This window comes from Polynucleobacter wuianus, from assembly GCF_001659725.1.
GTDB classification, from domain to species: domain Bacteria; phylum Pseudomonadota; class Gammaproteobacteria; order Burkholderiales; family Burkholderiaceae; genus Polynucleobacter; species Polynucleobacter wuianus.
In genome coordinates this window covers 1,672,584-1,698,421 of the sequence record NZ_CP015922.1, presented here as the reverse complement: position 1 = coordinate 1,698,421, position 25,838 = coordinate 1,672,584, and the positions used below count along the sequence as shown (strand labels likewise).

The window sequence follows — 25,838 nt, the reverse complement described above, 5'->3', positions numbered from 1 at the left end:
TTCCGTCTGGCAACCGCACATTTAGGGTGCAATTCGTCACTTTTTTGCATCCAATTAGTGCGCGGCAGTTATTCCAAGTAATGACTGATAGGCAAACTTGTATACAAGTAAGTACACCAATTTTCGTATGTCAACCCAAAGGAGCCTTTCATATGAGTAAAAGCACATTTAGCATTGGACGTCGTCAGTTACTGCAAGCGGGTGCTATTACAGCAGCCTCAAGCCTTATCCCATCATTTGCCAGCGCAGCTGATGACAAAATTCAGATTGGCTACTGGCCTATCGCTAGTGGCCTACCCTTTTATGTGGCGCTAGAAAAAGGTTACTTTAAAGAGGTTGGTCTTAATGTTGAGGGTGTGAAGTTTGCCAGCCCCAATCAAATCGCTGAGGCGATGATTGCTGGTCGTATTCAAGGGTCTGCAAACGGCACAGCCTCTGCGGCATTAGCCCTTGCTGAAATTTCCTCACCCAATCTATTTAAAATTATTTGTTCTAACCCTTCAAATGCCAAATATGTATTAGATGAAGTCTTAGTACCAATAGATAGCAAAGTCAAAGCCATTAAAGATCTTCCAAAAGATGTTAAGTTTGGCTGCGGCCCAGGCATTCAAAATGTGACACTAACTAAGATTATTCTCGAAAAAAATGGCCTGCTAAACGTTCAACCAATCGAGTTACCTGTGGGCCAACATATTCCAGCTCTAGCTGCTGGACAAATTGATGCTGTCTATACCCTTGAGCCATCTGGAACGATTGGAAAGGTAAAGGGTGTATCACGTGTATTAGAAGCAGGCGTTATTTCTAAATACATGCTGGGTGATGCGATGGCGCCTTGGTTTGGTGGATCAGCATCATTGACTACCACACTAATTAAGGAGCGCCCTACCGATGTGAAGAAATATATCCTCGCCTATGCCAAGGGAGTAGATTTTGTCCGTAAGAATCCAGAAGAATCTAGAAAATCACTTGATGGCTTTACTGCAATTGAAGAGGCGGTTGTTAAAGAAGTGCCTTTAGCAAATTTTGTGATGTTTAACGAATTTAAACCTAGTGATATTGCTTACTTCCAGAAATATTTCGATATCTTCACGGATCGTAAGATTTTCTCTAAGGTTGTAGATGTTAAGCCTTTGATCTACTCCTAATAGCTCATGATTAATAAAGATCATTTTCAAAAACTCCTTCCATTAATTGGGCCCATTGCACTTTTACTGCTATGGAGCCTGATTTTGGAGGCAAAGTGGGCAAAGCCAATCTTGCTGCCACCACCAGGGGCAACATTGGCTTATATGGCTGACTCTTTTATGAGTGGCGCTATCTTTGGTGATTTATTCGCCACGATTAAGCGCACCTTTTATGCCTTTGCAATTGCCACTGCAATTGGGGTTCCTTTAGGCATTATCTTGGGTAGCAATGAAAAGATTTATCGTAGCGTCGAATTCTTGATCGACTTCTTTAGATCAACACCTTCATCTGCCTTGATACCGCTGTTTATGCTGATCTTTGGTATTACCGATATTAATAAGATTGCAATTGCAGCTTTTGCCGCTGTATTAGTCATTCTGTTTAATAGCGCCTATGGCGTGATGAATGCGAAAAAGACTCGTGTAAACGCCGCCAAAACAATGGGTATACCTACTCGCTTTATTTTTAAAGATATCTTATTAATGGAGAGCCTGCCCCAAACCTTTGTCGGTTTGCGCATGGGCATTTCAATGGCTTTAGTGATTGTGATCGTAGCCGAGATGTTTATTGGCTCTGAGAACGGTCTTGGACATCGCATTATTGATGCTCAGCAAGTATTTAATGTCAAAGAGATGTACAGCTCGATTCTCATTACTGGCGCTCTTGGCTATGGTCTTAATCTTTTATTTCTGATTTCAGAAAAGCGTATTGTTCATTGGGGTGGAAAAGCATGAGTACCGTACTTGAATTTCCTGCGGAAATAGGAACCCACGTTACTATCCGCGGTCTAGATAAGTCTTTTAATGGTGCCATCCTGTATGACAACTTTAATTTAGATATTCCTAAAGGAAAGATTGTCTCAATCTTTGGCCCTAATGGGTGTGGAAAATCAACCTTAATCAATATGGTTTCTGGTTTGATGCCAATTGATTCAGGGGAAGTTCTGTTTGACGGCAAAACCTTAGATAAGACAACTATTGGCTACGTGTTTCAAAATTATCGTGACGCTCTCTTTCCTTGGATGAGTTCATGGGACAACATTGCCTACCCGCTTAAACGCAGTGGTATGTCTAAGGATAAGGTTAAAGCGCGAGTTGATGAACTGGTAGCTTTATTTGAGATTAAATTTAATCTCAATCTTTACCCATATGAGCTTTCTGGCGGTCAGATGCAAACTGTCTCAATTATGAGAGCCTTAGCTCCAAATCCAGAGATTCTTTTTTTGGACGAGCCCTTCTCCGCTTTAGATTTTGAAATGACCCTATTCATCAGGGCTAAGTTACAAGAAGCCAATTTGAGTACTGGTGTGACGATGATGATCGTCTCTCATGATCTGGAAGATGCAGTCTTTTTAGCAGACAAGATTTTATTATTAACTCGCAGGCCTACTCGCATTGCTGAATATCTCACGTTTGACATGGCAAAACCTAGATCACCTGAGAGTGTCAGTGAGACAGAATTTATTAAAACAAAAGCATTGGCATTGGAAATATTCCAACGGGAGATGAGAGCGTGATTACCATTAAAGAGTTACTTCACTGCTATCAAGCTGGAGAGATTTCTCCACAAAAGCATATTCCTGCCTTACTAGATGTTATTCGCAGTCACTTTCATGAAACAAAAGACCCAGCCTGGATTTGCGTAGCCACTGATAGCAATATTAGTAAACAGCTAAACAATCTGGAGTTACTGGCGAAAGAAAAAACGATCGCTAACTTGCCACTATACGGTATTCCATTTGCTATTAAAGACAATATTGATGCGCTGGGCTGGGAGACAACTGCAGCTTGTCCTGACTTTGCATTTGATCCTAAAAAGAATGCGACAGTAGTACAAAAGTTACTCGATGCCGGTGCCATCTTGATTGGCAAAACTAATCTAGATCAATTTGCTACTGGACTAGTGGGAACTCGATCCCCCTATGGGGCTGTGCCTAATACGTTTGACCCCACTTATGTCAGTGGAGGATCGAGCTCAGGCTCTGCCTCAGTAGTTGCAAGGGGTTTAGTTTGCTTTAGCCTTGGTACTGATACTGCTGGCTCTGGCCGAATACCTGCGGCATTTAATAATATCGTCGGCACTAAACCCACGCCTGGCTTAGTGAGTACTGAGGGTGTATTTCCAGCATGTAAGTCAATTGACTGCGTATCCATCATGACGCTCACCGCTGCTGATGCTCATATTGTTCTTGATGTTATGAAATCTACTGAAGTTGATAGAATCAAAGAGGCGCAGTTCCATCCAATCCCAAAACTAGTCTCCAGCTTTAGAAGACCCACACGCATAGGCATTCCTATTAGCTGTCAATTTTTAGATGATGGTCAGTATCAAAAAGCTTTTGCTAAAGCCATAGAAAATGCAAAGGGCCTGGACGTTGAGCTTGTTCAAGTAGACATTGATCCATTTGTTAAAGCTGGAAAGCTCTTATATGATGGTCCCTGGGTATCTGAGCGTTTTGCCGTCACAGAAAATTTTTTAAATACTCATCCAGATTCTTTCGATCCCAGTGTGAAGCAGATTATTCAAAGTGGCGCATCATACACAGCTGCGCAGGGCTTTAGAGCAATCTATCAGTTAAAAGAGTTAGAAATTGAGACTAAGGAGACTTGGGCAAAATGTGATGTCATTTTGGTGCCAAGCGCCCCTAATCATCCTACCTTAGAGGATTTAAAAAACCATCCTATTTTGAAAAATAGTGAATTAGGAATGTATACCAATTACGTCAATCTCATGCGTCTATGCGCTGTGGCAGTTCCTGCTGGATTTACGGAAAAAGGTATGCCCTTTGGAGTGACTCTGATAGCACAAGAAGGCTCAGATACCGCCCTACTTAAACTGGCAGCACAGTGGCAGATCTTATTTGGTCTCTCACTAGGCAAATCTGAGATCAAGGCAGCCCATTCTGAACTCACCATTAGCGGCAATAATAAGGACATCGTAGAAATTGCCGTGGTTGGAGCGCACCTTCAAGGTATGCCTTTGCATTCACAGTTAACTGAGAGGCATGCTCATTTAATCAAGTCCTGCAAATCTGCCAAATCCTATCGGCTCTTTGCACTACCCAATACCACTCCACCAAAACCCGGGCTAGTAAAATCTGAGTCGAATGGAGCAGCGATTGATCTAGAGATCTATGCAATGCCAGTGTCTGAGGTAGGATCATTCTTAGGGCTGATCCCCGCCCCACTAGGCCTTGGCAATGTTGAATTAGATGATGGCACATGGGTTAAAGGATTTATTTGCGAGCCATATGCAATTGAAGGTGCAAAAGATATTAGCGATCTTGGTGGGTGGAGAGCTTACATGCATCAATTAGGAGATCAAAAGTAATGCCGTCTATTATTCCCATGAATAGCGAGTTCTCCAGTTTGGCAGAACATGCCTATGCTCAGATTAAACAGAAGATCTTTAATTTTGAGATGATGCCTGGGGATTTAATCTCGGAAGGCAATTTAGCCAAACTAGTATCAGTAAGTAGAACTCCCTTACGCCAAGCATTACAGCAATTACAGCATGGTGGATTTATTAAATCTATTCCTAAGATCGGCTGGCAAGTTGCCCCTTTAGATTTTGACAAGCTTGATGAGCTATATGACTTTCGTATCTTGATTGAGCTAAACGCTGTTAATGCTCTTTGCAACTCTAATCGAGATAATCAAATCTTCAAGGATCTGCAAAAAATCTGGCTAGCCCCTAAATCAAAGCGAAACTTTAATACTTTAGAAGTCGGAATACTCGATGAGCAATTCCATACTTTATTAGTTAAGGCATCTGGAAATGAAGAGATGCTTAAAACACATTCAGAGATAACTGAACGCATCAAGATTGTTAGAAGGCTAGACTTCACAAAAAATGATCGTATCAACAATACCTATGATGAGCATGGTCAAATTATTAAGGCGATCTTGGCGGGTAGAGCTGCTGAGGCTCAAAGATTGCTAAAGGCACATATCGAACAAAGCAAGATTGAGGTAAGAAAAATTACCTTAGGAATGTTACAAGATGTCAGGAAACAAGCGGTCGGCTAAAAAAATTGCTTTCCATAATCAACATGCATCCTATTTCTTAAATTGCATAACTATATGTTTGCGGAAGATGCACTAGAAAGTGTGTAGTAAGCGTCTACACACTTTCGAGCATGTCCAGCGTTACTTAAAGTAACGCTTAAATGACCAAATCTCACTTTTAATCTCAAAAACTAGCTTTTGATTAATTTTTGGTCCTGTTTAGGTTCTCTGGTTATGAGAGCAGAAGCCCATGATAGACCCATATAAACAGGGGCTCTGCGGGTGGTCAGTGTCGGTGTGTAAGCAAATGTGTAAGCAAATTCGTGGATTTAAGAGAAGCAGTCTTTCACTCTTTGGTTTTCATAACCACAGGATTTTTGGAGCAACCATCTAATACCTTATTGCTCCAAAGTACTTTTTTAAATAAGGATTTTTTATCATCTATTCAGAAAATTTTCAACCGATGTTCGATGCTCCACAGAACTAAAACACATTCCTAGAGCCATATTACTTTGAGAAAAAATATCCTCAAGCGAAGACTCTAGGCTTTTATTAATAATATGCTTGCTCAGCATGAAGGCAGGCTTGGCTGTGTCATTAAATGTATTAGCCCATTGTTTAGCATTCTCGAGTAAATCGCCAGGATCTGAGCAGCGATCTATGATGCCGATTGTCATTGCCTCTTCAGATTTGACCCTTCTTCCTGAGAAGATTAAATCTTTAGCCAAGCTCATTCCAACTCTTCGAGGTAAAAAATACATCCCACCTCCATCTGGAATCACAGCTCTGTCAATGTATGACCAGCAAAACAACGCATTTTCACTGGCAATAATGAAATCACATGCTAGCGCTAAATCAGCGCCCAATCCAAAAGCTGAGCCATTTACTGCAGCAATAATGGGTTTTGGCATATTGTGAATCAGCGTAATCATTCGCTGAATTTCTTGATGTCTCTTCCACCCCTTGATAGCTATTTCGCCAGCTTGAATCTCAAGCCTTTTAGCCATCGCCTCAATATCACCACCCGCACAAAAACTAACCCCATTTCCACTCAAAATAACAGCGAATATACTCTCATCATTTGATACCGACTCAAGAGCGTTGATAAGCTCATGTCTTATCTGATCGTTTAAGGCATTATGCTTACTTGGTCTATTAAGAAAAAGAAATGCCACGCCGCTATCAACTCTTAAATCAATGCACTCGTAACTCATTGCAAACCCCTATAAAGATTATTTTTTATAAATCTCTCAATATTTTCTACTGATAAAAATTCTTCCGCTATCCTTTTCAATATTGTGTTTTGCTTCAAATAAATGCGGAATAATGGATTGATGGATCTCTTGTTGAGAAAGCTTTGAACCACTAAGAGTGCAATTGAGCGCAATAGTTGGATCGTCACTACTTCCAACCCTAAGCGGGACTGATACAGCACATACATTTGACTCCCAATCCCCAAGACTCAGGCAGTACGAATTTTTCTCATAAAAAGCTTTATCTCGATTAAAGTGGTGTACGTCCTTACGATACTGGGTCGGATAAGCAATCTTTATTCTATTTAAAATAGCGTTCTGATCTTTTTCCGAAGAGGCCAGCAAAAGAGCGCGTCCTATCGAAGTAGTTAAAAGTGGCCTACTACTTCCAATATCTGGCTTTAGGAAATTCCGACGATCCAATCGCAATGCGTCTATATATACAACTTCAAGACGCCCAAGCATTCCCAAGTTAACCGTCCACTTTGTTTTAGTGGCTAACTGCTCCATATGAGGGCGAGCTAAATGCCGGATTTCTAAACCAGCCAACATGGGATAACCCAGCATTAAAACACCAGGTCCAAGGCGATATTTTTGCAATCGATCCACCTTTAATAAGTAACCCAATTTTTCAAGCGTGTAAGTTAGGCGCGAAACTGTTGCCTTAGGTAGCGAAGTTCTTTCACACAACTCTTTGTTACCAAGTAATTGGTCGGCAGGATTAAACGCCCTCAGCACTTCTAGGCCCCTACTTAGATTAATTGCAAACTGACGATCGATCACGACTTTTATCCCTTTCAAGGTTTATAGATCCTGATTCTTTTCCTGCTGGATCGCAATCTATTCTAACAAGTGTTTCGCCTAGCGAAACACACTGATGATCATGATTTTCTCTGATTCAATAGAAATTCCTACCAAAACCGACTAAAAGAATATGAGTACACCTAAGGCAGCAGTAACCAATAAAGGCCCTTTATCCGGCGTTCGTATCCTCGATATGGCCACCGTAATTGCTGGTCCATTTGCAGCGACGCTTTGCGCTGACCTAGGTGCTGAAGTCACCAAACTCGAGCTACCTGCTAGTAGTGACCCTTTAAGAACTTTTGCCCCCATGAAGGACCATCATTCTTTATATTGGAAAGTTACCAATAGAGGCAAACAAGGCATTACTCTAGATGTGCGAAAGCCTGAGGGAAAAGAAATTTTTTTGAGAATGCTGCCCTCATTTGATGTGCTAGTAGAAAATTTTAGGACTGGCACCCTTGATCAATGGGGCCTGGATATCAAAACCTTACATCAAGCCAATCCTCAGCTTATTGTTCTTCGCCTTACTGGGTTTGGTCAGACCGGCCCCTATGCCAGAAGGCCAGGCTTTGCTCGCATCTTTGAGGCAATGAGTGGTTTTACAAACTTAACTGGAATGGCCGATGGCCCCCCGCAGCATATGAATTACCCTTTAGGAGATGTAGTTTCCGGATTATTTGGCGCGTTCTCTATAGCAGCAGCTTTAGTTGAGAGCTCTCGAGCAAAAGATATGGTCGGCAGGGAAATCGACCTATCCGCAACCGAGGCCATGATGCGTCTACTTGATCCACTCGCAGTAGAGCTGGATCAATTAAATTACATTCGCGGGCGTGCCGGATCAAGGGCAACATATACAGCCCCTTCTAATATTTACAAAACATCTGATGAGGTTTGGGTTAGCGTAGTTGGCTCTTCTGATCCAATATTTAAGCGGTTTTGTTCTGCAATGGGAATGGAAGAATTGGCAAACAATCCTAAATTTTCTAATAATCAGTTGCGCCTAAAGAATTTAGATGAAATAGACCAAATTATCTCTACCTGGTGCTCTTCGCTAAATTTTGAAATGTTAGCAATAGCCCTTAACCGGCATGATGTTCCTTTTACAAAGGTTTATGACATTAATGATGTCTTGAATGATCCCCACTTTATAGAACGTAATGCAATTATCAGGCTGCCTGATGAAGATTTAGGTAGTATTCCGGCTCCTTGTATCGTTCCGCGTTTTTCTGGCATACCCGAATATATCCCCCATAGTGGATCGAAAACTGGCGCCCATAATATTTCTTTTTATTCTGAACTTGGCTTGAGTGATGAAGAAATTTCCAAACTAAAAGCTAGCAACGTTATATAAAAGGGGTACTGCATGCACAAAATTACACTTGGCTCTCTTAACGAACTAAAAAACTGGGTTGGCAAACAGCTTCCCCCTTCCGATTGGCAGGAAATCACTCAACAGCGTATTGATTTATTTGCAGAGGCCGGTGGAGATAATCAGTGGATACACGTAGACCCAGTAAGAGCTGCTAAAGAATCCCCTTATGGCGTCACAATAGCTCATGGCTTTTTAATCCTCTCACTCTTAAGTAGATTTTTCACAGATACTGTTCACATTGATGGCGTTACATTGTCGATCAATTATGGAGCTAATAAAGTCAGATTTACTGATCCAGTTTTAGTAAATTCTAGAGTGCGCGCTCATTTCACCTTAACCTCCCTTGAGGCATTTAAAGGTGGAGTACAAATTATTTGGAATGTATCTATAGAGCAAGAAGATAAGGAGCGGCCTTGCATGATCGCAGAATGGGTAAGCCGACGTTATGGGGCTTTTGATAGCGAGGCTTCGCAATGAAATTTTATACCTTGATTAAAGGAGCCCTATGATTCGTAACCCAAACGAATTCTCTTCTTTTTTAGACTCACTAAAAAAGTATTGCCAGAATAAACTTATTCCTCGTGAAGCGGAAGTTGAATTACTACATGAGGTGCCCCCAGATTTAGTGGCCGATATGGCTGGGTTCGGACTATTTGGATTCTCAATTCCAGAGACATATGGCGGTTTCGGTATGACGACTGAAGAACTGGTATTGGCCGCTATGGAAATATCGCAATGCTCTGTTGCCTTTCGTGCGCGAGTAGGAACCAACACTGGAATTGGATCGGAGGCTTTAGTTGCCGATGGATCAGAAGCACAAAAAGAAAAATATTTACCCAGACTAGCTAGCGGTGAAATTACCGGGTGCTTTGCAATTACCGAGCCTGATGCAGGCTCTGATGCTGCCTCTTTAAAAACTTCGGCAAGAAAAGAGGGAAATGATTTCATCTTAAATGGTACCAAATGCTTTATTACTAATGCGCCCATATCTGATCTATTTACCGTTATGGCAAGAACAGATCAGAGCAAGCCTAAGGCTGATGGTGTTTCTGCATTTTTAATAGAAAGAAATACGCCAGGACTCACTGTTGGTAGCCCATATAAAAAAATGGGGCAAGCAGGATCCCCGGTTTCAGAGGTACATTTTGAAAACTGCCGTATTCCTGGTAGCAACCTGATCGGGATAGAGGGCGCAGGCTTTAAAACTGCAATGAAAGTATTAAATAAGCAACGCATACATTTAGCAGCACTTTGTATTGGTCCAGCCATTCGCATGTTAGATGAAATTGTGAACTATGCATCTGTCAGAGAGCAATTTGGCAAGTCTATTGGCACTTTTCAATTAGTGCAGGCGATGATTGCAGACTGTCAAACTGAAATTTATGCTGCTAAAGCACTTGTTTTAGAAACTGCTCGAAAACGTGACTCTGGAGAAGATGTCAGCATGGAAGCTTCCATCTGCAAATATTTCTCCTCGGAAATGTGTGGAAGGGTTGCCGATCGTTGTGTACAGATGCTAGGTGGATATGGTTATATTTCAGATAACCCGATTGAGAGATTTTATCGAGATGTGCGTCTTTTCCGCCTCTATGAGGGAACGAGTCAAATTCATCAACTAAACATCGCTAGAAATACGTTCAAAAAAGCAGGGCATACCTTTAACTAACATTTTAATTTTTGGAGAAATTATGAAAAATAAACTTCATATAGCGATATTTTCTTTGCTCTACGTAACATCTGCTTTTAACGCTTTTGGCCAGGATGCAAGCTATCCTAATCGCTCCATCAAAATCATTGTCCCTTACGCCGCAGGTGGTGGCGCGGATAATGTTGCGAGAACAATTGGTCAGAAATTAGGGTCGATACTTGGCCAAACAGTGATTGTTGAAAATAAACCAGGTGCTTCAACACAAACAGGAACACTCGCAGTTGCGAGAGCCCCTGCCGATGGCTATACCTTGTTGATGGGTACAGCAAACCTTGCAACAAATCCCGCATTATTTGAGAAATTGCCTTATGACACTCAAAAGGATTTAGCTCCGATAACGCTTATTACTAAAGTTCCCGTTTATATTTTTGTTACAAATAATTCAAATATTAAAAGTATTGCTGAGTTACTTGCTAAAGCAAAATCAACACCCGACGGCCTATCTTATTCAACGCCGGGAAATGGCAGTATTGGACATTTGGCTGGAGAGCTATTTAAAAGTGACTCCAAAAGTAACCTCTATCACATCCCTTACAAGGGAAGTTCAGAAGCAACAACCGCCCTTATTGGCGGGCAGGTTCAATTAAGTTTTGATAATTATGGTCCAGTAATGGCGCAAGTTAACGCGGGCAATGCAGTCCCATTAGCAATTGCCATGCCGAATAGAGCAAATATTACGCCGAATGTTCCAACATTAAAGGAATTGGGATACCCAATGGAAGCATATTCCTGGTGGGGAATTTTGGCACCAGCAGGCACACCGACTCCTATTATCAATCGCCTAAATAGCGCCATTCAAACAGTCATAAAGATGCCTGATGTTCGCGAGGGCATGCAAAAACAAGGGGTGGAATTTGTTGGAAGCACTCCTACCGAGTTTGCTGAACATATCAGACTTGAAACAATCAAGTGGTCACAAGTTGCTAAACAAGCCAACATCAAAGCCCAATAACATGAATGCACCTTTTAAAGCTTTTCGCCTTCACTCCTTAGATGGAGCAGTCACCAGAAAAATTGAATCTATTCAATTGGACTCTTTAAGCCCCGGCAATGTGATCATCAAGGTGGCATATTCTAGTATTAATTATAAGGATGCATTAGCTTCGAAAGGTCTTAATAATATAGTGCGTGAATGGCCAAGAATTAGCGGTATTGATTTGACTGGCATAGTGGTTGAATCGCTTGATTCACGCTTTAGCCCAGGTGATCAGGTATTGGTAAATGGTTACGGGCTTGGAGTTGATCATGATGGTGGGCATGCCCAATATGCACGGGTCAATGCAGATTGGGCCATGAAAATACCTCAAGGCCTCACGCTTCTTGATGCCGCCACTATCGGTGTAGCAGGTTATACGGCGGGACTATCTCTTGACTTAATGGAGCTAAACGGCCTCAATCCAATAAGCGGCCCAATCCTGGTAACCGGAGCAACTGGCGGTGTAGCCACTATTGCAATTGATATGTTGTCGAAAAGAGGCTATCAAGTTACTGCTATGAGTGGCAAACCAAATGAGGTGGAATATCTTAAAAACCTCGGTGCCACCGAAGTCATTGCACGAATTTCATCAGAGAGTAAATTTAAGCCACTTGAAAAAGCGCAATGGGCAGGAGCAATTGACTCAGTTGGCGGCTCTATTTTATCTTGGATCACTCGCGTGATGCAACCAGGCGGAGTAATCGCTGCCTTTGGAAATGCAGGTGGAGCAGAACTTGAGACTACTGTAATTCCATTTATTCTCAGAGGAATTCGTTTGATTGGCATCAATGCAAACTCACCTATGAATATAAGAGAAAAAGTTTGGAAGAAGATTGCTAATGAATATCGCCCGACCCATTTAAAAGAAATCGCCAGCATCATTGGCATTGAAGAGCTATCACATTACCTAGATCTCACGCTGGCAGGTAAATCGAAGGGTAGGATTGTGATTGATATGAGTCGATAGGATCTGAAATAAGAAAATTAGGATACAGCATGAAACGTCGAGAGTTTCTAATTACCATCCCCGGCATTAGCCTATATCCTTTTGCATCATATGGGCAGACAGGATTTCCAAGTAACTCGATCAAAATAGTCTGCCCATACGCAGCTGGAGGTGGTCCGGATATACAGCTAAGACAAGCAGCGCCTTATCTGGGAGACACTTTTAAGCAAGCAGTCATCATTGAGAATAAAGTTGGTGCTGGCGGCGTACTGGCGACTCAATATGCCTCACAGTCAGCACCTGATGGCTATACCCTTATGCTTGGATCAAACATACAGTTAATCCAAAAAATTATTAAGCCAGAAATTTCAATTAACCCCCTAACAGATTTTGCGCCCATTAGTAACATGTACTCGTTCCCAACAGTGATGATGGTCTCAGCAGACTCACCTTACAAAAGGGTTGAGGACGTAATCGCTGCTGCCAAAGCTAACCCAGGATCTATGAATTATGGATCAGGTGGAATTGGCACTTCAGCGCATATTGCGGGGGCAACATTTGTAACATTGAATAATTTAAAGGTAGTTCACATCCCATTAAAAGGATCGGTAGAAATTGCTACATCTTTAATTCGGGGCGATACACAATTTGCCTTTCCAATAGCAGGTACGGCCGTGCCATTGGTTAAGGGAGGAAAAGTGCGTGCACTTGCCGTAACAAGCAAAAATCGCTTAACGCAGTTACCAGATGTACCAACACTAAATGAAATTATGAAAAATGAGTTAACAATTCAAGAATCATGGTTTGGCATGTGGGCCCCGATCAAAACACCTCGAGATAAGATTGACACTTTATTTCAAGGCATTACCAGCGCTCTTAATAACAAATCTCTTAAGACAACTTATGAGGAGGCAGGTAATATGGTTACGCCCAGCCAGAGCCCTCAAAGCTTTGGAACGTATATGGTGAGTGAAAATAAAAAATGGGCCGAGATTATCCGCCTTACGGGTATAACTGCTGAATAATAAATTTACCAATTACCTATAATTACAAATCTGCTGTTACAACTGTTACTTAAAGTAATACTCAAAAAAATACCAACCCGAAGGTTGGTATTTTCATTTCTGGTGGGCCCACCAGGACTTGAACCTGGGACCAAAGGATTCCGGTTTGTGTAGCTTTCACTACTCCCTGGACTATGCCATCATCATATCCATTCCTGAACTTTGTTGGGTGCCGTAGTGTCTCTATCCTAAATTGCTTTGAGCAGCCTTAATCATTTTTTTAACCTCTAAGCTCTCATTAATAGGGTGAATGGTAATTTGCGGATTTTGTTTAATAAAAACACGAAACACTTCGTCCGCAAAGGCCTGACCAATTGATCCAACACCTTTAAAATCTAATAGTACAGTCTTAAAACGATCAACACGATTTAAAATTCGCTTCGCCTGCGAACGCGAAATAAGTTGCCCACCTTCGTATAGAGCCAACTTCACTGGAACAACGGTTTTATTAAACGCGTAATCTTCATCTTCCGTACCACTAAAACTATCAAATACCGTACGCAATACTCTTTCTGAATTAAGCGCTATTTTCATGACAACCCTGGTTCCTTGATGACTGTTTTCGTTATGTAGTAAAAAGTCTATTCCCGAACCGTCAGCATGCGTAAAGACTAAATCACCAGAGAAAATAAAGAATTCATCAAAAGCTCGGGATGAGAAAAAGATTCCTTGCCCAGTATGATTTCTTGGATCAGTTGTAAGCTTTCCTTTGCTCAACTCCAAAATAGACTCACGTGGATTATGTAACTTCAATAATCTAGCAATATGGTTAAAAATTCCCTCGCCATTGTCAACAATAGCTATTGAAACAAAATCAGGCGTTCTTTCTGCATGAATATAGACCTCAGTACCCTCTGAGTGATCAATGGCGTTGTTTAGCATTTCAGTAAAGCCGTAATGACAAATATTGGCAATTTCTTTAGGCAAGCCATTAAATATTTCACTAAAGTCACTTGAATAGACTTCAGACTCTTCCAGTCCCTTTAATTTAAATAGACCGTCATGAAATCGCTTTATACCTAATTGATATACACGCGCCTTGGTACTTCCGCTGGAAGCTAAAAATCCATCCTTAACTAAGGCTGCAAAATGTGCATGGATAGCCTGCCTAGTAAGGCCAAACTTTGCCATTGCAGCATGAGCTAAATCGAGTTGATTGGCTTTAACGCCATTTACCAAGAACTGGCGTACCTCTTGGGAGCGCTTTGTATTGGCAAATTTCATGTCTATTTTTGTAAAGTTTTATGGAATTATTGTAAAGTTTTATGAAATCATTGTAAAGTTTTTAGTCAGGAATTGACAAGAAACCCTGCTTAAATAGCGTTTAACGATACTCTGAGGCTCTTTTAACCCTATTAACCGCCAAACTAAGTTGGGTTTCTTTGATAGTGGCTCGTATCCACTTGTTATCCACTTTATAGCGACATTGCCATACGGCAAATGCTCGCGTTGATAGAGGGTTGGGTACGGTGTATGAGTTGATGTGTACTTTCTTTTTTAATTGCCATACACATACTTTAGCTTCTGACACCAGGCTAGGACAACCTCTTTGGATGAATTACTGGGGTCAATTTAGCCAAAAGAACTTGTGGCTAGTTGTGGTGGCTAATGGCAATAAATCGAGAATGAGCGTTACTTTAAGTAACGGTAAGGCTTATGGATTTTAATAAAATTCAAACTTTTTACCGCATATGGTAAAAAGAAAGTTGACCTTAGACCTAATCAGAGGCGCCTTCCAATGTTTTATTTACACTGCTCAAAACAATTATTAGATCGGGTCTCTTTAGGCGCAAACAAACCCGCTGGGAAGGGAGACAATATTTTGGGCAATTGGTATGCTAAGGCAATATTTTCAAAACCTCAAGTGGCGTTGTTTGTAAATGAAAGAACCCTACTACCAGTGTTGATGCCACTAGCTCCAGCATCAAACCTAGTAGAGCGATTCCCACAATACCTATTTAAGATCTTGCTTTCTCAAGGTGTAAGCGAATCTTTTATGCAACAGGAGTTAGATCATCTTGATAAGGTGATTTATTGCAAATCAACCAATCGCAGCATCATTGGTATTTTAAATATGTTTACTTATCATCTAGAAGGCTATCAGTCCATGCATTATGCAGATAATTGCTTTTCACTCTCAATGATGATGGCCGATACTCCCTGTGGACCACTCTACAAAAGCACAATCACACCTGGTAATGCTCTAAGGGAATTCGCTCTGAGTGGACAAATTCATTAATTTATATATCCTGCAAAACGTTACTTAAAGTAATGCTCAAAAGACAAAACCCCCACCATTGCTGATGAGGGTTTACTTTTCTGGTGGGCCCTACCAGGACTTGAACCTGGGAGCCAAGGATTCCGATTTGTGTAGCTTTCACTACTCCCTGGACTATTCCTTCACCGTATTCATTTCTGAACTTAGATGGGTGCCGTCTAGTCTCTACACGTTCAAAGTATCTCTACTAAGCTTCGCTCGGCGTTAGCTTGGATATTTCTACCTTTAGCTTTCTCCGAATTTGACACCATTCACACAGCGACTATCACTATGAATCATTGAATTAAAGAGGCCCATTACTCGTCTTGACGTTTTAAATCTCTATAGAAATTTTCATGCGGGCCAAATGTTAATAGTTTGATGCTTTCTGCATCCAAAATTCGATACGCCAATAAACATTGTTGCTGAGACAACCTAAATTTATAAACGTATACGCCTAACAAATCTCCCACCTTTGCCTCGCCGATCTCAGGATCTTTGCAAATAAGCTTAAGTGCAGCATCTAACTCTAGCTTTTGCGGTGTATGCAGTTTTTTTGTAGCCTTTGCAAAAGTGGCCGTGACCAGTAAACGCATTAGTTAAAAACGTACTCACCAATGACTGGCTCTTGATCGGCAATCAAGATCTCGCGAATCAAAGAGAATGGTAAATCTGGGTTTTCTTGAGCGATCTTGCCGATTTGCGACCAATACTCAATCTGCTTAGGTACTGAGCGATGCTCAACACTTCCAAACACTTTAGCTTGCTCAACAAGGTTTTCCGATAATTTCACGTTAATAGACATGATTGTTCTCCGTTAGGTGGTTCCATTATAGCGCAATAAGTTCCTTTTTGGAACCTATATAAATCACCCACTTTTACCTTGCCATATAGCAAATAAGCCCTTAATGGTCGCTGGAGTCCCAGAATTTTTACGAATCCCACTTCCACCAACAGCTCTTTAGACTTATTCATCGCCAAGTCAAACTTAGTCTCTTTGGTAGTGGCTCGTATCCACTTGTTATCCACTTTATAGCGACATTGCCATACGGCAAATGCTCGCGTTGATAGAGGGTTGGGTACGGTGTATGAGTTGATGTGTACTTTCTTTTTTAATTGCCATACACATACTTTAGCTTCTGACACCAGGCTAGGACAACCTCTTTGGATGAATTACTGGGGTCAATTTAGCCAAAAGAAAGTATGGCTAAGAGTGGGGATTAATGGCGAGTTGTGGAGGTATGTTGGAGGGATGAGCATTACTTTAAGTAAAGCTTATTTATCTTTCATTTCATTACTAATTTGCTTCTGTAGAATAAAGCGATGAAACCTACTATCAAAATAGACTATGTATCCGATGTAGCTTGCCCCTGGTGTGCTGTCGGATTAGGCAACCTCAATCAGGCCATAGCCGGGTTAAGCAATAAGGCAAATTTTGAAGTACATTTTCATCCCTTTGAGCTTAATCCAAATATGCCTAAGGGTGGACAAGACGCTATTGAGCATCTCACAGAAAAATATGGCTTAACTGCGGACCAAGTTAAAGCCAATCAATCTAATATTAGGGCTAAAGCGTTAGAAGCTGGATTTGCATTTCATCCAGAAGGTAGAAAAAGGGTTTACAACACTTTTGATTGCCACCGTCTTTTGTATTGGGCTGCCAAAGAATATGACTTGCAAAAGCAAGCTGATCTTAAAAAAGAATTGCTCAATACTTACTTTTGCCTTGCCATAAATTTAGATGATCAAGAAAACTTGATAGATGCGGTAATACGTGCTGGGCTAGACAAAGACAGAGCTAAAGAATTACTCAAAAACAATGAATTTGCTAACGAAGTGCGTGAAGAAGAAGCTACCTATACAAGTGCTGGTATTAGCTCTGTTCCATCAATCATTCTTAATAATCAATACCTTTTACAAGGTGCCCAGCCTCCCGAGTCATTCATAAATGCATTTGAGCAACTAATTCAAAAGGGCTAAAAGACAAAACCCTCACCATTACTGATGAGGGTTTGCTTTTCTGGTGGGCCCACCAGGACTTGAACCTGGGACCAAAGGATTATGAGAGCAAGCATCTAACACTTCGTTGCTTCAATGTACTTGTACTTAATGTTGGTGAGCGTTACTTAAAGTAATGCTCAAAAGCTCGAATCCTAAAGCTTCCTTGATTCAAGCGATGTAAATATTATTACTCTAGTAATAACTAAGCGGCTCGGTTTTGCCCCAGAAGATTTTGTAAGAATAAATTGTGTATCCAATGATGGTTGGTAGCACAACTACCGCTCCCCAAAATATTACCCATAATGACTCTGTAGCTGATGCCGCTTCCCAGATTGTCATTTTGTCTACGACGATATAGGGAAACATGCTGTAAGCAATCCCTAAAAAAGCTAAAACAAAAATGGCTACACTAAGGGCAAAAGGAATCCAAACTGGCGCTGGCTTATTTCTTTGCATTTTTAGCAAGTTCAAATCAATTAAGACAAAACACGCCAGGGTCAAAACTGGAAAAGGCAGTAAGAAAAAGACATTAGGAAAGTTAAACCACTTAGCCGCAATTTCTGAACTAAAGAATGGTGTCGCAACAGAAATGATCCCAACGCCTAGAGCCGTGAATAACAAACACCTTCTTGCCCAGCCTACTGCCTTAAGCTGTAAGTCGCCAGAAGTCTTCATAATCAGCCAGCCAGCCCCCAATAGGGCATATCCAGCAGGCAAACAAAGTGCCACGATGAACGAGAATATCCACCCTAAGTAGCCGGAGTCAAAACCAATCACTTCTCTACCAACCATCACCCCTTGAGATGCCGCGGCCAAGAAGCTACCAAAAAAGAATAAGAAGTTCCAGACTGACTTCTGACTCAAATGTGCTTTTGCACGAAAGTCAAAAGAAACGCCCCGTAAAATTAAACCGGCCAACATGATACCCACTGGCAGATAGAGCTCAGTCAAAATAATGCCATGCGCCATTGGAAAGGCAATCAAGAGTACACCGACTCCGAGCACCAACCATGTTTCATTAGCATCCCAAAAAGGACCAATTGATGAAATCATGATGTCTTTTTCTGATTCGCTTGCCTGATTTAATAGGATGCCTACACCCAAGTCATATCCATCTAGAACAACGTAAGCCACCATTGCAATACCCATGGCAACCAAAAAGAAAAGGGGTAGCCAACCAGATGCCTCAGATAAATTAGGAATCATGCTTATGCTCCTGCAATGCTGTTAGTTAAGCCTGATTTTTGCCCGTCAATAATATGCACGGGAAGAGTTTGTCTTGCCAAATAAAAAACAACCCAGATATAGGAAACAATGAGCCCCAAATAAAGCGCAAGATACATAACGAGTGTACCTAAAACCATATTAGTAGGCACTTTAGTAACCGCATCAGCAGTCTTTAGCACTCCACTAACAAGGTAAGGCTGTCTGCCTATTTCGGTCACATACCAGCCGGCAACTACGCCGACCCAACCCGAGAAAGTCATCACGCTTAAAACCTTTAATAGCCAGGTTGGTAGTTCTTTATTTTTTCTTGTCAGATAAAACCCAACGAATGCGGTTAAGAGCATCAACATACCGATGCCGACCATGATACGAAAGGCAAAGAAAATGGGGGCGACTGGTGGAGTTGCACCAGGAAAGGCATCCAAACCCTTCACCTCACCCGCAAATGAGTGCGTCAAATATAAAGATGCCAGCTTTGGAATGGCTATTTCGTATTTATTAGCTTTAATAGCTTCATCGGGCAAGGCAAACAAAACGGCGGGGGCGCCTTTGGTTGTTTCCCAAATTCCCTCCATTGCCGCTACCTTTGCAGGCTGATACTCTAGAGTATTTAGGCCATGTGAATCACCAAGGATAATTTGCAAAGGGGCTAACACTACCGCCACGGTCATTGCCAGTTTGATCAGTGCTCGGTTGCCAGACAGATTGATGCCCTTCAAATATCGATAAGAAGAAATGCCTGCAATTAAGAACGTTACTGTCAAAAATGATGCTGTCATCATGTGCAGGAGGCGATAGGGCATTGAGGGATTAAAGACAACCTCAATCCAATTGGTTGCATGTGCTTGGCCATTGATCATCTCAAACCCTTGTGGGGTTTGCATCCAAGAATCTAGGGCAATGATCCAGAATGCCGAAAGCGAAGTACCGAAAGCAACTAAAAATGTGGCGATAGTATGAGCTCTTTGAGAGACTCTTTTAGAGCCAAACAACATAATCCCCAAAAAAGTTGCCTCAAGGAAGAATGCTGATAAAACTTCGTATCCAAGCAAAGGTCCTGCAATATTACCGACCGTTTGCATATATCCAGGCCAGTTAGTTCCAAACTGAAAACTCATCGTGATACCGCTTACTACGCCAAGGGCAAAAGTTAGGGCAAATATCTTGACCCAAAATTGATAAGCCTCACTCCATACCGACTCACCAGTCTTATTAAATTTAACCTTGAAATAGAAAAGTACCCATCCCAAAGCAATGGATATCGTTGGGAAAAGAATATGAAAAGTCATATTTGAAGCAAATTGAATTCTGCTCAAAATAAGCGTATCAAGCATTTTTTACCTCTTATTTTTAATATATTTTTATTATGCCCTTTACCGTCTTTGCGTGCTGAGCCCCATTTAATAGCATTCCCGTCGGCATAGTATCTTAAATACAGGCGCTGATAGCCTTGAAAGAGCGCCTCTTAATTCGACACCTGGCCGTGAGTCTATACCACTTTATAAATTAGGTTGAGTGCCACTGATCTTTTTCTCCATCAACTTCCCGAATACCATCCTTACAAGTGATCCCAATGCAAATAGGGTTGCAATCTCCACATGTAAATTGCCTAAAGCCAAGAATACAAGTATCAAACAGCTATTTGTAAATACCACCACAATCTCCAAGTAGTTTATTGCCCCATTGGCGGGTCTTTATAACTATTGGGGCTTTAGTGGAAGAGGCATAGAGATTGCTTACACACTGAGTGACACAGAAAGAAAAACGACTTAGGGAGAAATTCCTAAGTCATTGATTTCATTGGTGGGCCCACCAGGACTTGAACCTAGGACCAAAGGATTCCGGTTTGTGTAATTTTCATTACTCCCTGGACTATGCCTTCACCATATAAAGATCTACATCCTTACTTAGGTGGGTGCCGTCTAGTCTCTACACGTTCAAAGTAATTTCTTACTAAGCTTCGCTCGGCGTTAGCTTGGATATTTCTACCTTTAGCTTTCTCCGAATTTGACACCATCCCTTATGCAGTTTCCACGCATAAGGCACAACTTTCGCTATGAGTCCTCTGCTCTAACCAACTGAGCTATGGGCCCTAAAACTGTTTTTACTACACACCTTTTGAGGGGTGCTTTTTACTGCAAAACCACACTAAAACCGCATTTACTACACACCATGAAAAAAGCCCTGGTGTGTAAGCGGTGTGTAAGCAATTTTGACCACCTAATTCACCACTAACCTCTTGAATCTATTAAGGTCTTTGTTACAAGACCCCTAAGGCTTCTTTCTTATGAGAGCAGAAGCCCATGATAGAGCCATATAAACAGGGGGTCTGCGGGTGGTCAGTATCGGTGTGTAAGCAAATGTGCAAGCAAATTCAGGGATTTAAAAGAAGTGGTCTCTCGGTCTTTGGTTTTCAAAACTACAGGAATTTTGGAACAACCATCTAACACCTCATTGCTCCAAATTACTTTTTATGAATATAAGCGTTACTTAAAGTAACGCTTGTTAAGCGACAGTAACTAATTAAACCTAGCTACCCATAAAAGATAAAGATTCTTTATAAAATTAATTCAAAGAATGATCGGCATAATCAATGATCGCCTGCAGAACAAGTAGATTTTCACCTACAGCAGGCGTAGCACTTAAGGAAATTTCTGAAAACTCGCTCCGACACTCTTCTAATATTTTAGGAAAGTCATTGCGCAAGTGGCTCCCTTGTCCAAAAAATACTGGAACAACAAAAATATCCTTGATTCCTTGTGTAACAATTTTTTGAACTGCACCAGACAAAGAAGGCTGCATAAGTTCTAAGAAAGCGAGTTCTACGGGAGTATCAGGATTCTGCGCTTGCCACAAAGCAGCAAGACGGTCAAAAGGCTCACGCCAACGTTCATCACGCGCACCATGCCCAAAAAAAATAATAGCTCTCATATTAAGATTGAGTATTTTTCTCAAGAGTTGCTAATTTTTCTTTGAGCTTGCGTTCTTCCTGGAATCGCTCCGTTTCATCGCGAATAATGGCTGCAATCGCAACGGGCTGATCCTGGTCATTAAAAATCATGGTTACTGAAAATGCAATTGAAATAGATCTACCATCTTTATGAATCGCTGGAACCCGCAGTAAAGTATTGCCATACTTGGTTTTTCCAGTTTCCATCGTGTGAAAGTAGCCCTTAGAATGGCGCTCCCTAAAACGCTCAGGCGTAATGATGCTGAGAGTTTTTCCTAAAGCCTCATCTTCACTATAGCCAAAAATTCGCTCAGCGGAAGCATTCCAGAACAAGATATTTTCATCCCGATCAGAAATAATCACAGCCTCGCCGATTTGACTCACCAGCGTTTTGAAATTAATGCTATCTGACATGCTTAATCTCTATTGTTTAATCATTTATGACTAAGAATACTCTAATAAAAAGCCACCCGAAGGTGGCTAACTGAGAGGCAAGGTTGATTAATAAGTCTTATAAGCAAGGTATTTACCCGAAAGAACTACTTGAACACGATCGCCCTTCGGGTCAGGCTCACGCTTAATATCCATGGAGAAATCAATCGCACTCATAATGCCATCGCCAAACTCTTCATGAATCAGTTCTTTGATAGTAGTGCCATACACGTTAACAATCTCATACCAACGATAGATCAATGGATCTGTTGGTACTGCAGTTGGTAAAGAGCCTTTATAAGGAACAATTTGTAACCAAGCCATTTCTTCATCAGTTAAGTTAAATAACTTGCCAGCAGCTTCAGCCTGGGCTTTGGTAAAAGTCATTTGGCCTAAGCAGCCTGCAGTAACCCACTCCTTAGACTCGCCAATGGCTTTGGCAATATCACTCCACTTCATGCCTTTGCGAACTTTGGCTTCGATAATTTTCTGTGTAACTACTGAACGATCCATCTTCTTCTCCTGATTTAATTTATTAAGCTACAGCTGCATCAATACCTGGAAGGACTATGACTGGCTTGTAACCATCCAACTCACCCTTTGCACCCTTTATTTGCAAATCCTTTGATCGATTGACTAAGAAATCAACTAAGTGATTGCGCATTGGATAGTACATTGGGTCATGATGCAAGCTTGCTCTTTGGCGACCTTTAGGCAGGGTATTAACTACAATTTCAGCGATGCGTGCATTAGGACCATTGCTCATCAACATGATTTTGTCTGAAAGTAAGATTGCCTCATCAACATCATGGGTGATCATAAAGACAGTTTGATTGGTTTCTTTGCAGATTTTGAGGAGCTCATCCTGAATCACTCCACGAGTTAGCGCATCTAAAGCACCAAAGGGCTCATCAAGCAGTAGCATTTTAGGCTCAATTGCAAAGGCTCTAGCAATACCAACTCTTTGCTTCATACCTCCAGATAATTCTGATGGTTTTTTTGATTCAGCATTTACCAAACCAACCATCTCCAAATACTTTTTGGAATGCTCGTTAATCTGCTCTTTTGACCAATCGGGATACTTTGACTTCACAGCAAAGGCAACGTTTTGCAATACTGTCATCCAAGGCATCAATGCATGTCCTTGAAAAACAACTCCTCTCTCAAGACCGGGCCCCTGAATATGTTTACCAAGCATAATTGCATCACCGCCAGTTGACTCCTCAAGACCTGCGAGCACATTCAGAATAGTGGTTTTTCCACATCCAGAGTGTCCAATAATACAAACGAACTCCCCTCTTTCGATTTCAAAATCGATACCCTCAAATACTGGCGGTGCATCAGCTTTATATGACTTACTAAGATTTGAAACTTTGAGAAAAATATTTTCATTCTGCATACGCAACCGCCTTTTGTAACTTAGCAAATGCGGTATCTAATAACATTCCAACAATACCAATTAAAAGAATCGCAAAAATCACACTGGAGAGCGATAAGTTGTTCCACTCGTTCCATAGAAAATATCCGATACCCGTTCCGCCAACAAGCATCTCAGCAGCAACGATCACCAGCCATGCAATACCCATAGAAATACGCATACCTGTCAAAATTGTTGGTGCAGCAGCAGGAAGAATTACCAAGAATGCCTTTCGCAGGGGAGAAACTTCTAATGTTTTGGTGACATTTAATAATTCCTTACGGACACTAGCTACTCCAAATGCAGTATTTAAAAGCATTGGCCATACAGAACAAATAAAGATCACAAATATTCCAGAAATTGAAGAGTCTTTAATAGTGTATAGAGCAATCGGCATCCACGCTAAGGGAGAAATTGGTTTTAGTATTTGAATGAAAGGATTAAATGCCTCGTACGCTAAAGGCGACATTCCAATCCAAAATCCAAATGGGATTGCCACAATCATTGCCAATAAAAAACCCAAACCAACACGAACTAAGGAATAAGCCAGTTGAATACCAATTCCTTTATCGTTAGGACCATTGTCATAAAAAGGATGTGACAGTTGCTTATAAATGGTTTGCCCCATCTGCGTTAAGGTTGGAAATCCTGTTTTTTGAACTGATGCTCCTCCGCCTTGACCCATTAAGCTGTTGTACTCACTTGAGTTTGCAGAAAATCCGGGCGGGGGTGACACCTTTTGCGTTGTCGAAACGTGCCATACAAGCAAGCACATCAGAAGGATTGCAACAGAAAGAATTGCGCCTTTTACCTTAATTGATAACGTTTTCATTCATTTACCTTAAATTCACGCTTTACTAGTTTGAAAAGATTTCAAATAGGCTGCTGGCTGACTAGGGTCAAACTCTTTACCCATAATCTTGTCTTTTTTGTATCCAACCTTAGCTAATGGAGGCACAGCAATACCAGTCTCACCCATATATTTTTTGGCATCGGTAAGGAGAAACACTTTTTCAGAGATGTCTTTGTAATTCACATCACCTTTGACATAGCCCCAGCGCTGCATTTGAGTCAACATCCAGGTTGCCATGGAGTACCACGGAATCGGATTAAAGTCGATTCGATCCGGGACATTCTGTACATTTCCAAGACCATCTGCAAACTTACCCGTCAAGACCTGCATCACGACTGTTTCAGGTTGATTCAAATAGTTTTGCGGAGAAATAACTTTCGCAATTAAAGGTCTATTCGCAGGATCGCGTGCCATGGTGGAGGCATTGAGTACCGCACGATAAAGAGCTGCAAATGTATTTGGATTTTTCCTAATGAACTCTTCTGAGGTTCCAAAAGCACAGCAAGGATGACCATCCCAGATTTGCTTAGTCAGAATATGGATAAAGCCAACTTCATCATAAACAGCCCGCTGATTAAATGGATCCGGCCCCAAGAAACCATCGATATTACCTGCACGTAGATTAGCGACCATCTCTGGCGGTGGCGTGACTCGAATTTGAATATCCTTATCTGGATCCAATCCTGCTTGCGCTACGTAATAACGCAATAAAAAGTTATGCATTGAGTATTCAAACGGAACCGCAAACTTCATACCTTTCCAATTTTTTGGATCACGATTATCTTTATGTTTATTCGCTAAAGTAATTGCTTGTCCATTCACGTTTTGAATTGTCGCAACGCGCATCTGAGATGGATCTGATCCCAAACCCATTGACATTGAAATCGGCATAGGTGATAGGAAATGAGAGGCGTCATGTTCTTTATTGAGCATCTTGTCTCGAATCAATGCCCAGCCCGCAGTTTTATTCAAACTTACATTTAAGCCTTGCTTCTTATAGAAACCCAAAGGGTCAGCCATAATGAGCGGTGTCGCACAAGTAATAGCAATAAAGCCGATCTTCAGATCCGGCTTTTCAAGCGGTGCTTTTTCCTGAGCCATAGCCTGTAAGGCACCTACTGGCAAGAAGCCTGATAAGGCACTCATGGCGCCACCAGCTCCAACTGCTTTTAAGAATGCACGGCGGCGACTTTCTTGAGGAAACAATGCTTTTACTAAACTAGCCTCTACAAAATCAGCACTCTCTTGCTCGACATCCATTTTTGCTGATAGAGAATTTGCATGGTCTAGCTCAGAAGCATGCTGTCCACAACTGCAGCGGTTACTAAATAACGGCCTATCTGGATCAAACGGACGATATGAATTCATGTGTATCTCCTAATAAAT

At 41.4% G+C, this 25,838-nt stretch carries 26 protein-coding genes; 13 read left to right on the top strand and 13 right to left on the bottom strand.

Annotation, left to right across the window (positions count from 1 at the left end; translation table 11 throughout):
* Nucleotides 1-152: 152 nt before the first annotated feature.
* The 5 genes from A8O14_RS08710 to A8O14_RS08690 are packed head-to-tail and all read left to right on the top strand — an operon-like array spanning nucleotide 153 to nucleotide 5,213.
* Nucleotides 153-1,145 carry an ABC transporter substrate-binding protein gene (locus A8O14_RS08710; RefSeq protein ID WP_068949156.1) on the top strand — a complete coding sequence of 331 codons (993 nt, stop codon included), beginning with the start codon at nucleotides 153-155 and terminating at the stop codon, nucleotides 1,143-1,145.
* A gap of 6 nt (nucleotides 1,146-1,151) precedes the next feature.
* On the top strand, nucleotides 1,152-1,919 hold the full coding sequence (locus tag A8O14_RS08705) for an ABC transporter permease (RefSeq protein WP_068949155.1): 768 nt from the start codon (nucleotides 1,152-1,154) through the stop codon (nucleotides 1,917-1,919).
* The gene (locus A8O14_RS08700; RefSeq protein WP_068949154.1) at nucleotides 1,916-2,701 is read left to right on the top strand and encodes an ABC transporter ATP-binding protein; all 786 of its coding nucleotides are present in this window, start codon (nucleotides 1,916-1,918) and stop codon (nucleotides 2,699-2,701) included. The genes A8O14_RS08705 and A8O14_RS08700 overlap by 4 nt, the downstream gene beginning before the upstream one ends.
* A complete protein-coding gene (gene atzF, locus A8O14_RS08695) occupies nucleotides 2,698-4,515 on the top strand; it encodes an allophanate hydrolase (RefSeq protein ID WP_068949153.1) in 1,818 nt (605 codons plus the stop codon). The genes A8O14_RS08700 and atzF overlap by 4 nt, the downstream gene beginning before the upstream one ends.
* Nucleotides 4,515-5,213: a GntR family transcriptional regulator gene (locus tag A8O14_RS08690; RefSeq protein WP_082913152.1), complete on the top strand. Its 699-nt coding sequence runs from the start codon at nucleotides 4,515-4,517 to the stop codon at nucleotides 5,211-5,213. The genes atzF and A8O14_RS08690 overlap by 1 nt, the downstream gene beginning before the upstream one ends.
* A gap of 416 nt (nucleotides 5,214-5,629) precedes the next feature.
* On the opposite strand, the gene A8O14_RS08685 is transcribed toward A8O14_RS08690, so the two are convergent.
* Together A8O14_RS08685 and A8O14_RS08680 are read right to left on the bottom strand one after the other, a co-directional pair.
* Nucleotides 5,630-6,406, bottom strand: a complete 777-nt coding sequence (locus tag A8O14_RS08685; protein WP_068949152.1) for an enoyl-CoA hydratase/isomerase family protein — start codon at nucleotides 6,404-6,406, stop codon at nucleotides 5,630-5,632.
* 36 nt (nucleotides 6,407-6,442) lie between these two features.
* Nucleotides 6,443-7,228 carry an IclR family transcriptional regulator gene (locus A8O14_RS08680; RefSeq protein ID WP_216217835.1) on the bottom strand — a complete coding sequence of 262 codons (786 nt, stop codon included), beginning with the start codon at nucleotides 7,226-7,228 and terminating at the stop codon, nucleotides 6,443-6,445.
* 151 nt (nucleotides 7,229-7,379) lie between these two features.
* Here A8O14_RS08680 and A8O14_RS08675 point away from each other — a divergent pair, with 151 nt between their 5' ends.
* The 6 genes from A8O14_RS08675 to A8O14_RS08650 are packed head-to-tail and all read left to right on the top strand — an operon-like array spanning nucleotide 7,380 to nucleotide 13,276.
* Nucleotides 7,380-8,600 carry a CaiB/BaiF CoA transferase family protein gene (locus A8O14_RS08675; protein ID WP_068949150.1) on the top strand — a complete coding sequence of 407 codons (1,221 nt, stop codon included), beginning with the start codon at nucleotides 7,380-7,382 and terminating at the stop codon, nucleotides 8,598-8,600.
* Nucleotides 8,601-8,612: 12 nt separating this feature from the next.
* A complete protein-coding gene (locus A8O14_RS08670) occupies nucleotides 8,613-9,098 on the top strand; it encodes a MaoC family dehydratase (RefSeq protein ID WP_068949149.1) in 486 nt (161 codons plus the stop codon).
* A 28-nt stretch (nucleotides 9,099-9,126) separates the two neighbouring features.
* A complete protein-coding gene (locus A8O14_RS08665; RefSeq protein WP_068949148.1) occupies nucleotides 9,127-10,287 on the top strand; it encodes an acyl-CoA dehydrogenase family protein in 1,161 nt (386 codons plus the stop codon).
* A 22-nt stretch (nucleotides 10,288-10,309) separates the two neighbouring features.
* A complete protein-coding gene (locus tag A8O14_RS08660) occupies nucleotides 10,310-11,281 on the top strand; it encodes a tripartite tricarboxylate transporter substrate binding protein (RefSeq protein WP_068949147.1) in 972 nt (323 codons plus the stop codon).
* A gap of 1 nt (nucleotide 11,282) precedes the next feature.
* Nucleotides 11,283-12,272 carry an oxidoreductase gene (locus A8O14_RS08655; protein WP_068949146.1) on the top strand — a complete coding sequence of 330 codons (990 nt, stop codon included), beginning with the start codon at nucleotides 11,283-11,285 and terminating at the stop codon, nucleotides 12,270-12,272.
* Nucleotides 12,273-12,301: 29 nt separating this feature from the next.
* The gene (locus A8O14_RS08650; protein ID WP_068949145.1) at nucleotides 12,302-13,276 is read left to right on the top strand and encodes a Bug family tripartite tricarboxylate transporter substrate binding protein; all 975 of its coding nucleotides are present in this window, start codon (nucleotides 12,302-12,304) and stop codon (nucleotides 13,274-13,276) included.
* A gap of 222 nt (nucleotides 13,277-13,498) precedes the next feature.
* Here the strand turns inward: A8O14_RS08650 and A8O14_RS08645 are convergent, their stop codons facing one another.
* Nucleotides 13,499-14,494 carry an STAS-like domain-containing protein gene (locus A8O14_RS08645; RefSeq protein ID WP_161484826.1) on the bottom strand — a complete coding sequence of 332 codons (996 nt, stop codon included), beginning with the start codon at nucleotides 14,492-14,494 and terminating at the stop codon, nucleotides 13,499-13,501.
* 559 nt (nucleotides 14,495-15,053) lie between these two features.
* On the opposite strand from A8O14_RS08645, the gene A8O14_RS08640 reads away from it, so the two are divergent.
* The gene (locus tag A8O14_RS08640; RefSeq protein ID WP_068949143.1) at nucleotides 15,054-15,554 is read left to right on the top strand and encodes a DUF6933 domain-containing protein; all 501 of its coding nucleotides are present in this window, start codon (nucleotides 15,054-15,056) and stop codon (nucleotides 15,552-15,554) included.
* A 335-nt stretch (nucleotides 15,555-15,889) separates the two neighbouring features.
* On the opposite strand, the gene A8O14_RS08635 is transcribed toward A8O14_RS08640, so the two are convergent.
* Together A8O14_RS08635 and A8O14_RS08630 are read right to left on the bottom strand one after the other, a co-directional pair.
* Nucleotides 15,890-16,168, bottom strand: coding sequence for a type II toxin-antitoxin system RelE/ParE family toxin (locus A8O14_RS08635; RefSeq protein WP_068949142.1), 279 nt, complete (start codon nucleotides 16,166-16,168; stop codon nucleotides 15,890-15,892).
* Nucleotides 16,168-16,377 (bottom strand): TA system antitoxin ParD family protein, encoded by a 210-nt coding sequence (locus tag A8O14_RS08630; protein ID WP_068949141.1) that lies wholly within the window; start codon nucleotides 16,375-16,377, stop codon nucleotides 16,168-16,170. Before A8O14_RS08630 ends, A8O14_RS08635 begins: the two co-directional genes overlap by 1 nt.
* Before the next feature lie 518 nt (nucleotides 16,378-16,895).
* On the opposite strand from A8O14_RS08630, the gene A8O14_RS08620 reads away from it, so the two are divergent.
* Nucleotides 16,896-17,552, top strand: a complete 657-nt coding sequence (locus tag A8O14_RS08620) for a DsbA family oxidoreductase (RefSeq protein ID WP_068949139.1) — start codon at nucleotides 16,896-16,898, stop codon at nucleotides 17,550-17,552.
* Nucleotides 17,553-17,765: 213 nt separating this feature from the next.
* Here the strand turns inward: A8O14_RS08620 and cydB are convergent, their stop codons facing one another.
* The 8 genes from cydB to A8O14_RS08580 form a co-directional block, all read right to left on the bottom strand.
* Nucleotides 17,766-18,779, bottom strand: a complete 1,014-nt coding sequence (gene cydB / locus A8O14_RS08615) for a cytochrome d ubiquinol oxidase subunit II (protein ID WP_068949138.1) — start codon at nucleotides 18,777-18,779, stop codon at nucleotides 17,766-17,768.
* A gap of 2 nt (nucleotides 18,780-18,781) precedes the next feature.
* A complete protein-coding gene (locus tag A8O14_RS08610; RefSeq protein WP_068949137.1) occupies nucleotides 18,782-20,134 on the bottom strand; it encodes a cytochrome ubiquinol oxidase subunit I in 1,353 nt (450 codons plus the stop codon).
* Nucleotides 20,135-21,365: 1,231 nt separating this feature from the next.
* The gene (locus A8O14_RS08605) at nucleotides 21,366-21,731 is read right to left on the bottom strand and encodes a sirohydrochlorin chelatase (protein WP_068949136.1); all 366 of its coding nucleotides are present in this window, start codon (nucleotides 21,729-21,731) and stop codon (nucleotides 21,366-21,368) included.
* Between the two features lies 1 nt (nucleotide 21,732).
* A complete protein-coding gene (locus A8O14_RS08600; protein ID WP_068949135.1) occupies nucleotides 21,733-22,164 on the bottom strand; it encodes a PAS domain-containing protein in 432 nt (143 codons plus the stop codon).
* Between the two features lie 87 nt (nucleotides 22,165-22,251).
* Nucleotides 22,252-22,695 (bottom strand): cyanase, encoded by a 444-nt coding sequence (gene cynS / locus A8O14_RS08595; RefSeq protein WP_068949134.1) that lies wholly within the window; start codon nucleotides 22,693-22,695, stop codon nucleotides 22,252-22,254.
* 22 nt (nucleotides 22,696-22,717) lie between these two features.
* Nucleotides 22,718-23,581, bottom strand: a complete 864-nt coding sequence (locus A8O14_RS08590; RefSeq protein WP_068949133.1) for an ABC transporter ATP-binding protein — start codon at nucleotides 23,579-23,581, stop codon at nucleotides 22,718-22,720.
* Nucleotides 23,571-24,431, bottom strand: coding sequence for a nitrate ABC transporter permease (ntrB, locus tag A8O14_RS08585; RefSeq protein WP_068949132.1), 861 nt, complete (start codon nucleotides 24,429-24,431; stop codon nucleotides 23,571-23,573). The genes A8O14_RS08590 and ntrB overlap by 11 nt, the downstream gene beginning before the upstream one ends.
* Before the next feature lie 15 nt (nucleotides 24,432-24,446).
* Nucleotides 24,447-25,820, bottom strand: coding sequence for a CmpA/NrtA family ABC transporter substrate-binding protein (locus tag A8O14_RS08580; protein ID WP_068949131.1), 1,374 nt, complete (start codon nucleotides 25,818-25,820; stop codon nucleotides 24,447-24,449).
* Between the last annotated feature and the right edge of the window lie 18 nt (nucleotides 25,821-25,838).

Bases quoted from the DNA above. Each gene is read 5' to 3' on its own strand.
- A8O14_RS08710 (WP_068949156.1), top strand. From the start codon at position 153: ATGAGTAAAAGCACATTTAGCATTGGACGTCGTCAGTTACTGCAAGCG.
- A8O14_RS08705 (WP_068949155.1), top strand. From the start codon at position 1,152: ATGATTAATAAAGATCATTTTCAAAAACTCCTTCCATTAATTGGGCCC.
- A8O14_RS08700 (WP_068949154.1), top strand. From the start codon at position 1,916: ATGAGTACCGTACTTGAATTTCCTGCGGAAATAGGAACCCACGTTACT.
- A8O14_RS08690 (WP_082913152.1), top strand. From the start codon at position 4,515: ATGCCGTCTATTATTCCCATGAATAGCGAGTTCTCCAGTTTGGCAGAA.
- A8O14_RS08685 (WP_068949152.1), bottom strand. From the start codon at position 6,406: ATGAGTTACGAGTGCATTGATTTAAGAGTTGATAGCGGCGTGGCATTT.
- A8O14_RS08675 (WP_068949150.1), top strand. From the start codon at position 7,380: ATGAGTACACCTAAGGCAGCAGTAACCAATAAAGGCCCTTTATCCGGC.
- A8O14_RS08670 (WP_068949149.1), top strand. From the start codon at position 8,613: ATGCACAAAATTACACTTGGCTCTCTTAACGAACTAAAAAACTGGGTT.
- A8O14_RS08665 (WP_068949148.1), top strand. From the start codon at position 9,127: ATGATTCGTAACCCAAACGAATTCTCTTCTTTTTTAGACTCACTAAAA.
- A8O14_RS08660 (WP_068949147.1), top strand. From the start codon at position 10,310: ATGAAAAATAAACTTCATATAGCGATATTTTCTTTGCTCTACGTAACA.
- A8O14_RS08655 (WP_068949146.1), top strand. From the start codon at position 11,283: ATGAATGCACCTTTTAAAGCTTTTCGCCTTCACTCCTTAGATGGAGCA.
- A8O14_RS08650 (WP_068949145.1), top strand. From the start codon at position 12,302: ATGAAACGTCGAGAGTTTCTAATTACCATCCCCGGCATTAGCCTATAT.
- A8O14_RS08640 (WP_068949143.1), top strand. From the start codon at position 15,054: ATGTTTTATTTACACTGCTCAAAACAATTATTAGATCGGGTCTCTTTA.
- A8O14_RS08635 (WP_068949142.1), bottom strand. From the start codon at position 16,168: ATGCGTTTACTGGTCACGGCCACTTTTGCAAAGGCTACAAAAAAACTG.
- A8O14_RS08630 (WP_068949141.1), bottom strand. From the start codon at position 16,377: ATGTCTATTAACGTGAAATTATCGGAAAACCTTGTTGAGCAAGCTAAA.
- A8O14_RS08620 (WP_068949139.1), top strand. From the start codon at position 16,896: ATGAAACCTACTATCAAAATAGACTATGTATCCGATGTAGCTTGCCCC.
- cydB (WP_068949138.1), bottom strand. From the start codon at position 18,779: ATGATTCCTAATTTATCTGAGGCATCTGGTTGGCTACCCCTTTTCTTT.
- A8O14_RS08610 (WP_068949137.1), bottom strand. From the start codon at position 20,134: ATGCTTGATACGCTTATTTTGAGCAGAATTCAATTTGCTTCAAATATG.
- A8O14_RS08605 (WP_068949136.1), bottom strand. From the start codon at position 21,731: ATGAGAGCTATTATTTTTTTTGGGCATGGTGCGCGTGATGAACGTTGG.
- A8O14_RS08600 (WP_068949135.1), bottom strand. From the start codon at position 22,164: ATGTCAGATAGCATTAATTTCAAAACGCTGGTGAGTCAAATCGGCGAG.
- cynS (WP_068949134.1), bottom strand. From the start codon at position 22,695: ATGGATCGTTCAGTAGTTACACAGAAAATTATCGAAGCCAAAGTTCGC.
- A8O14_RS08590 (WP_068949133.1), bottom strand. From the start codon at position 23,581: ATGCAGAATGAAAATATTTTTCTCAAAGTTTCAAATCTTAGTAAGTCA.
- ntrB (WP_068949132.1), bottom strand. From the start codon at position 24,431: ATGAAAACGTTATCAATTAAGGTAAAAGGCGCAATTCTTTCTGTTGCA.
- A8O14_RS08580 (WP_068949131.1), bottom strand. From the start codon at position 25,820: ATGAATTCATATCGTCCGTTTGATCCAGATAGGCCGTTATTTAGTAAC.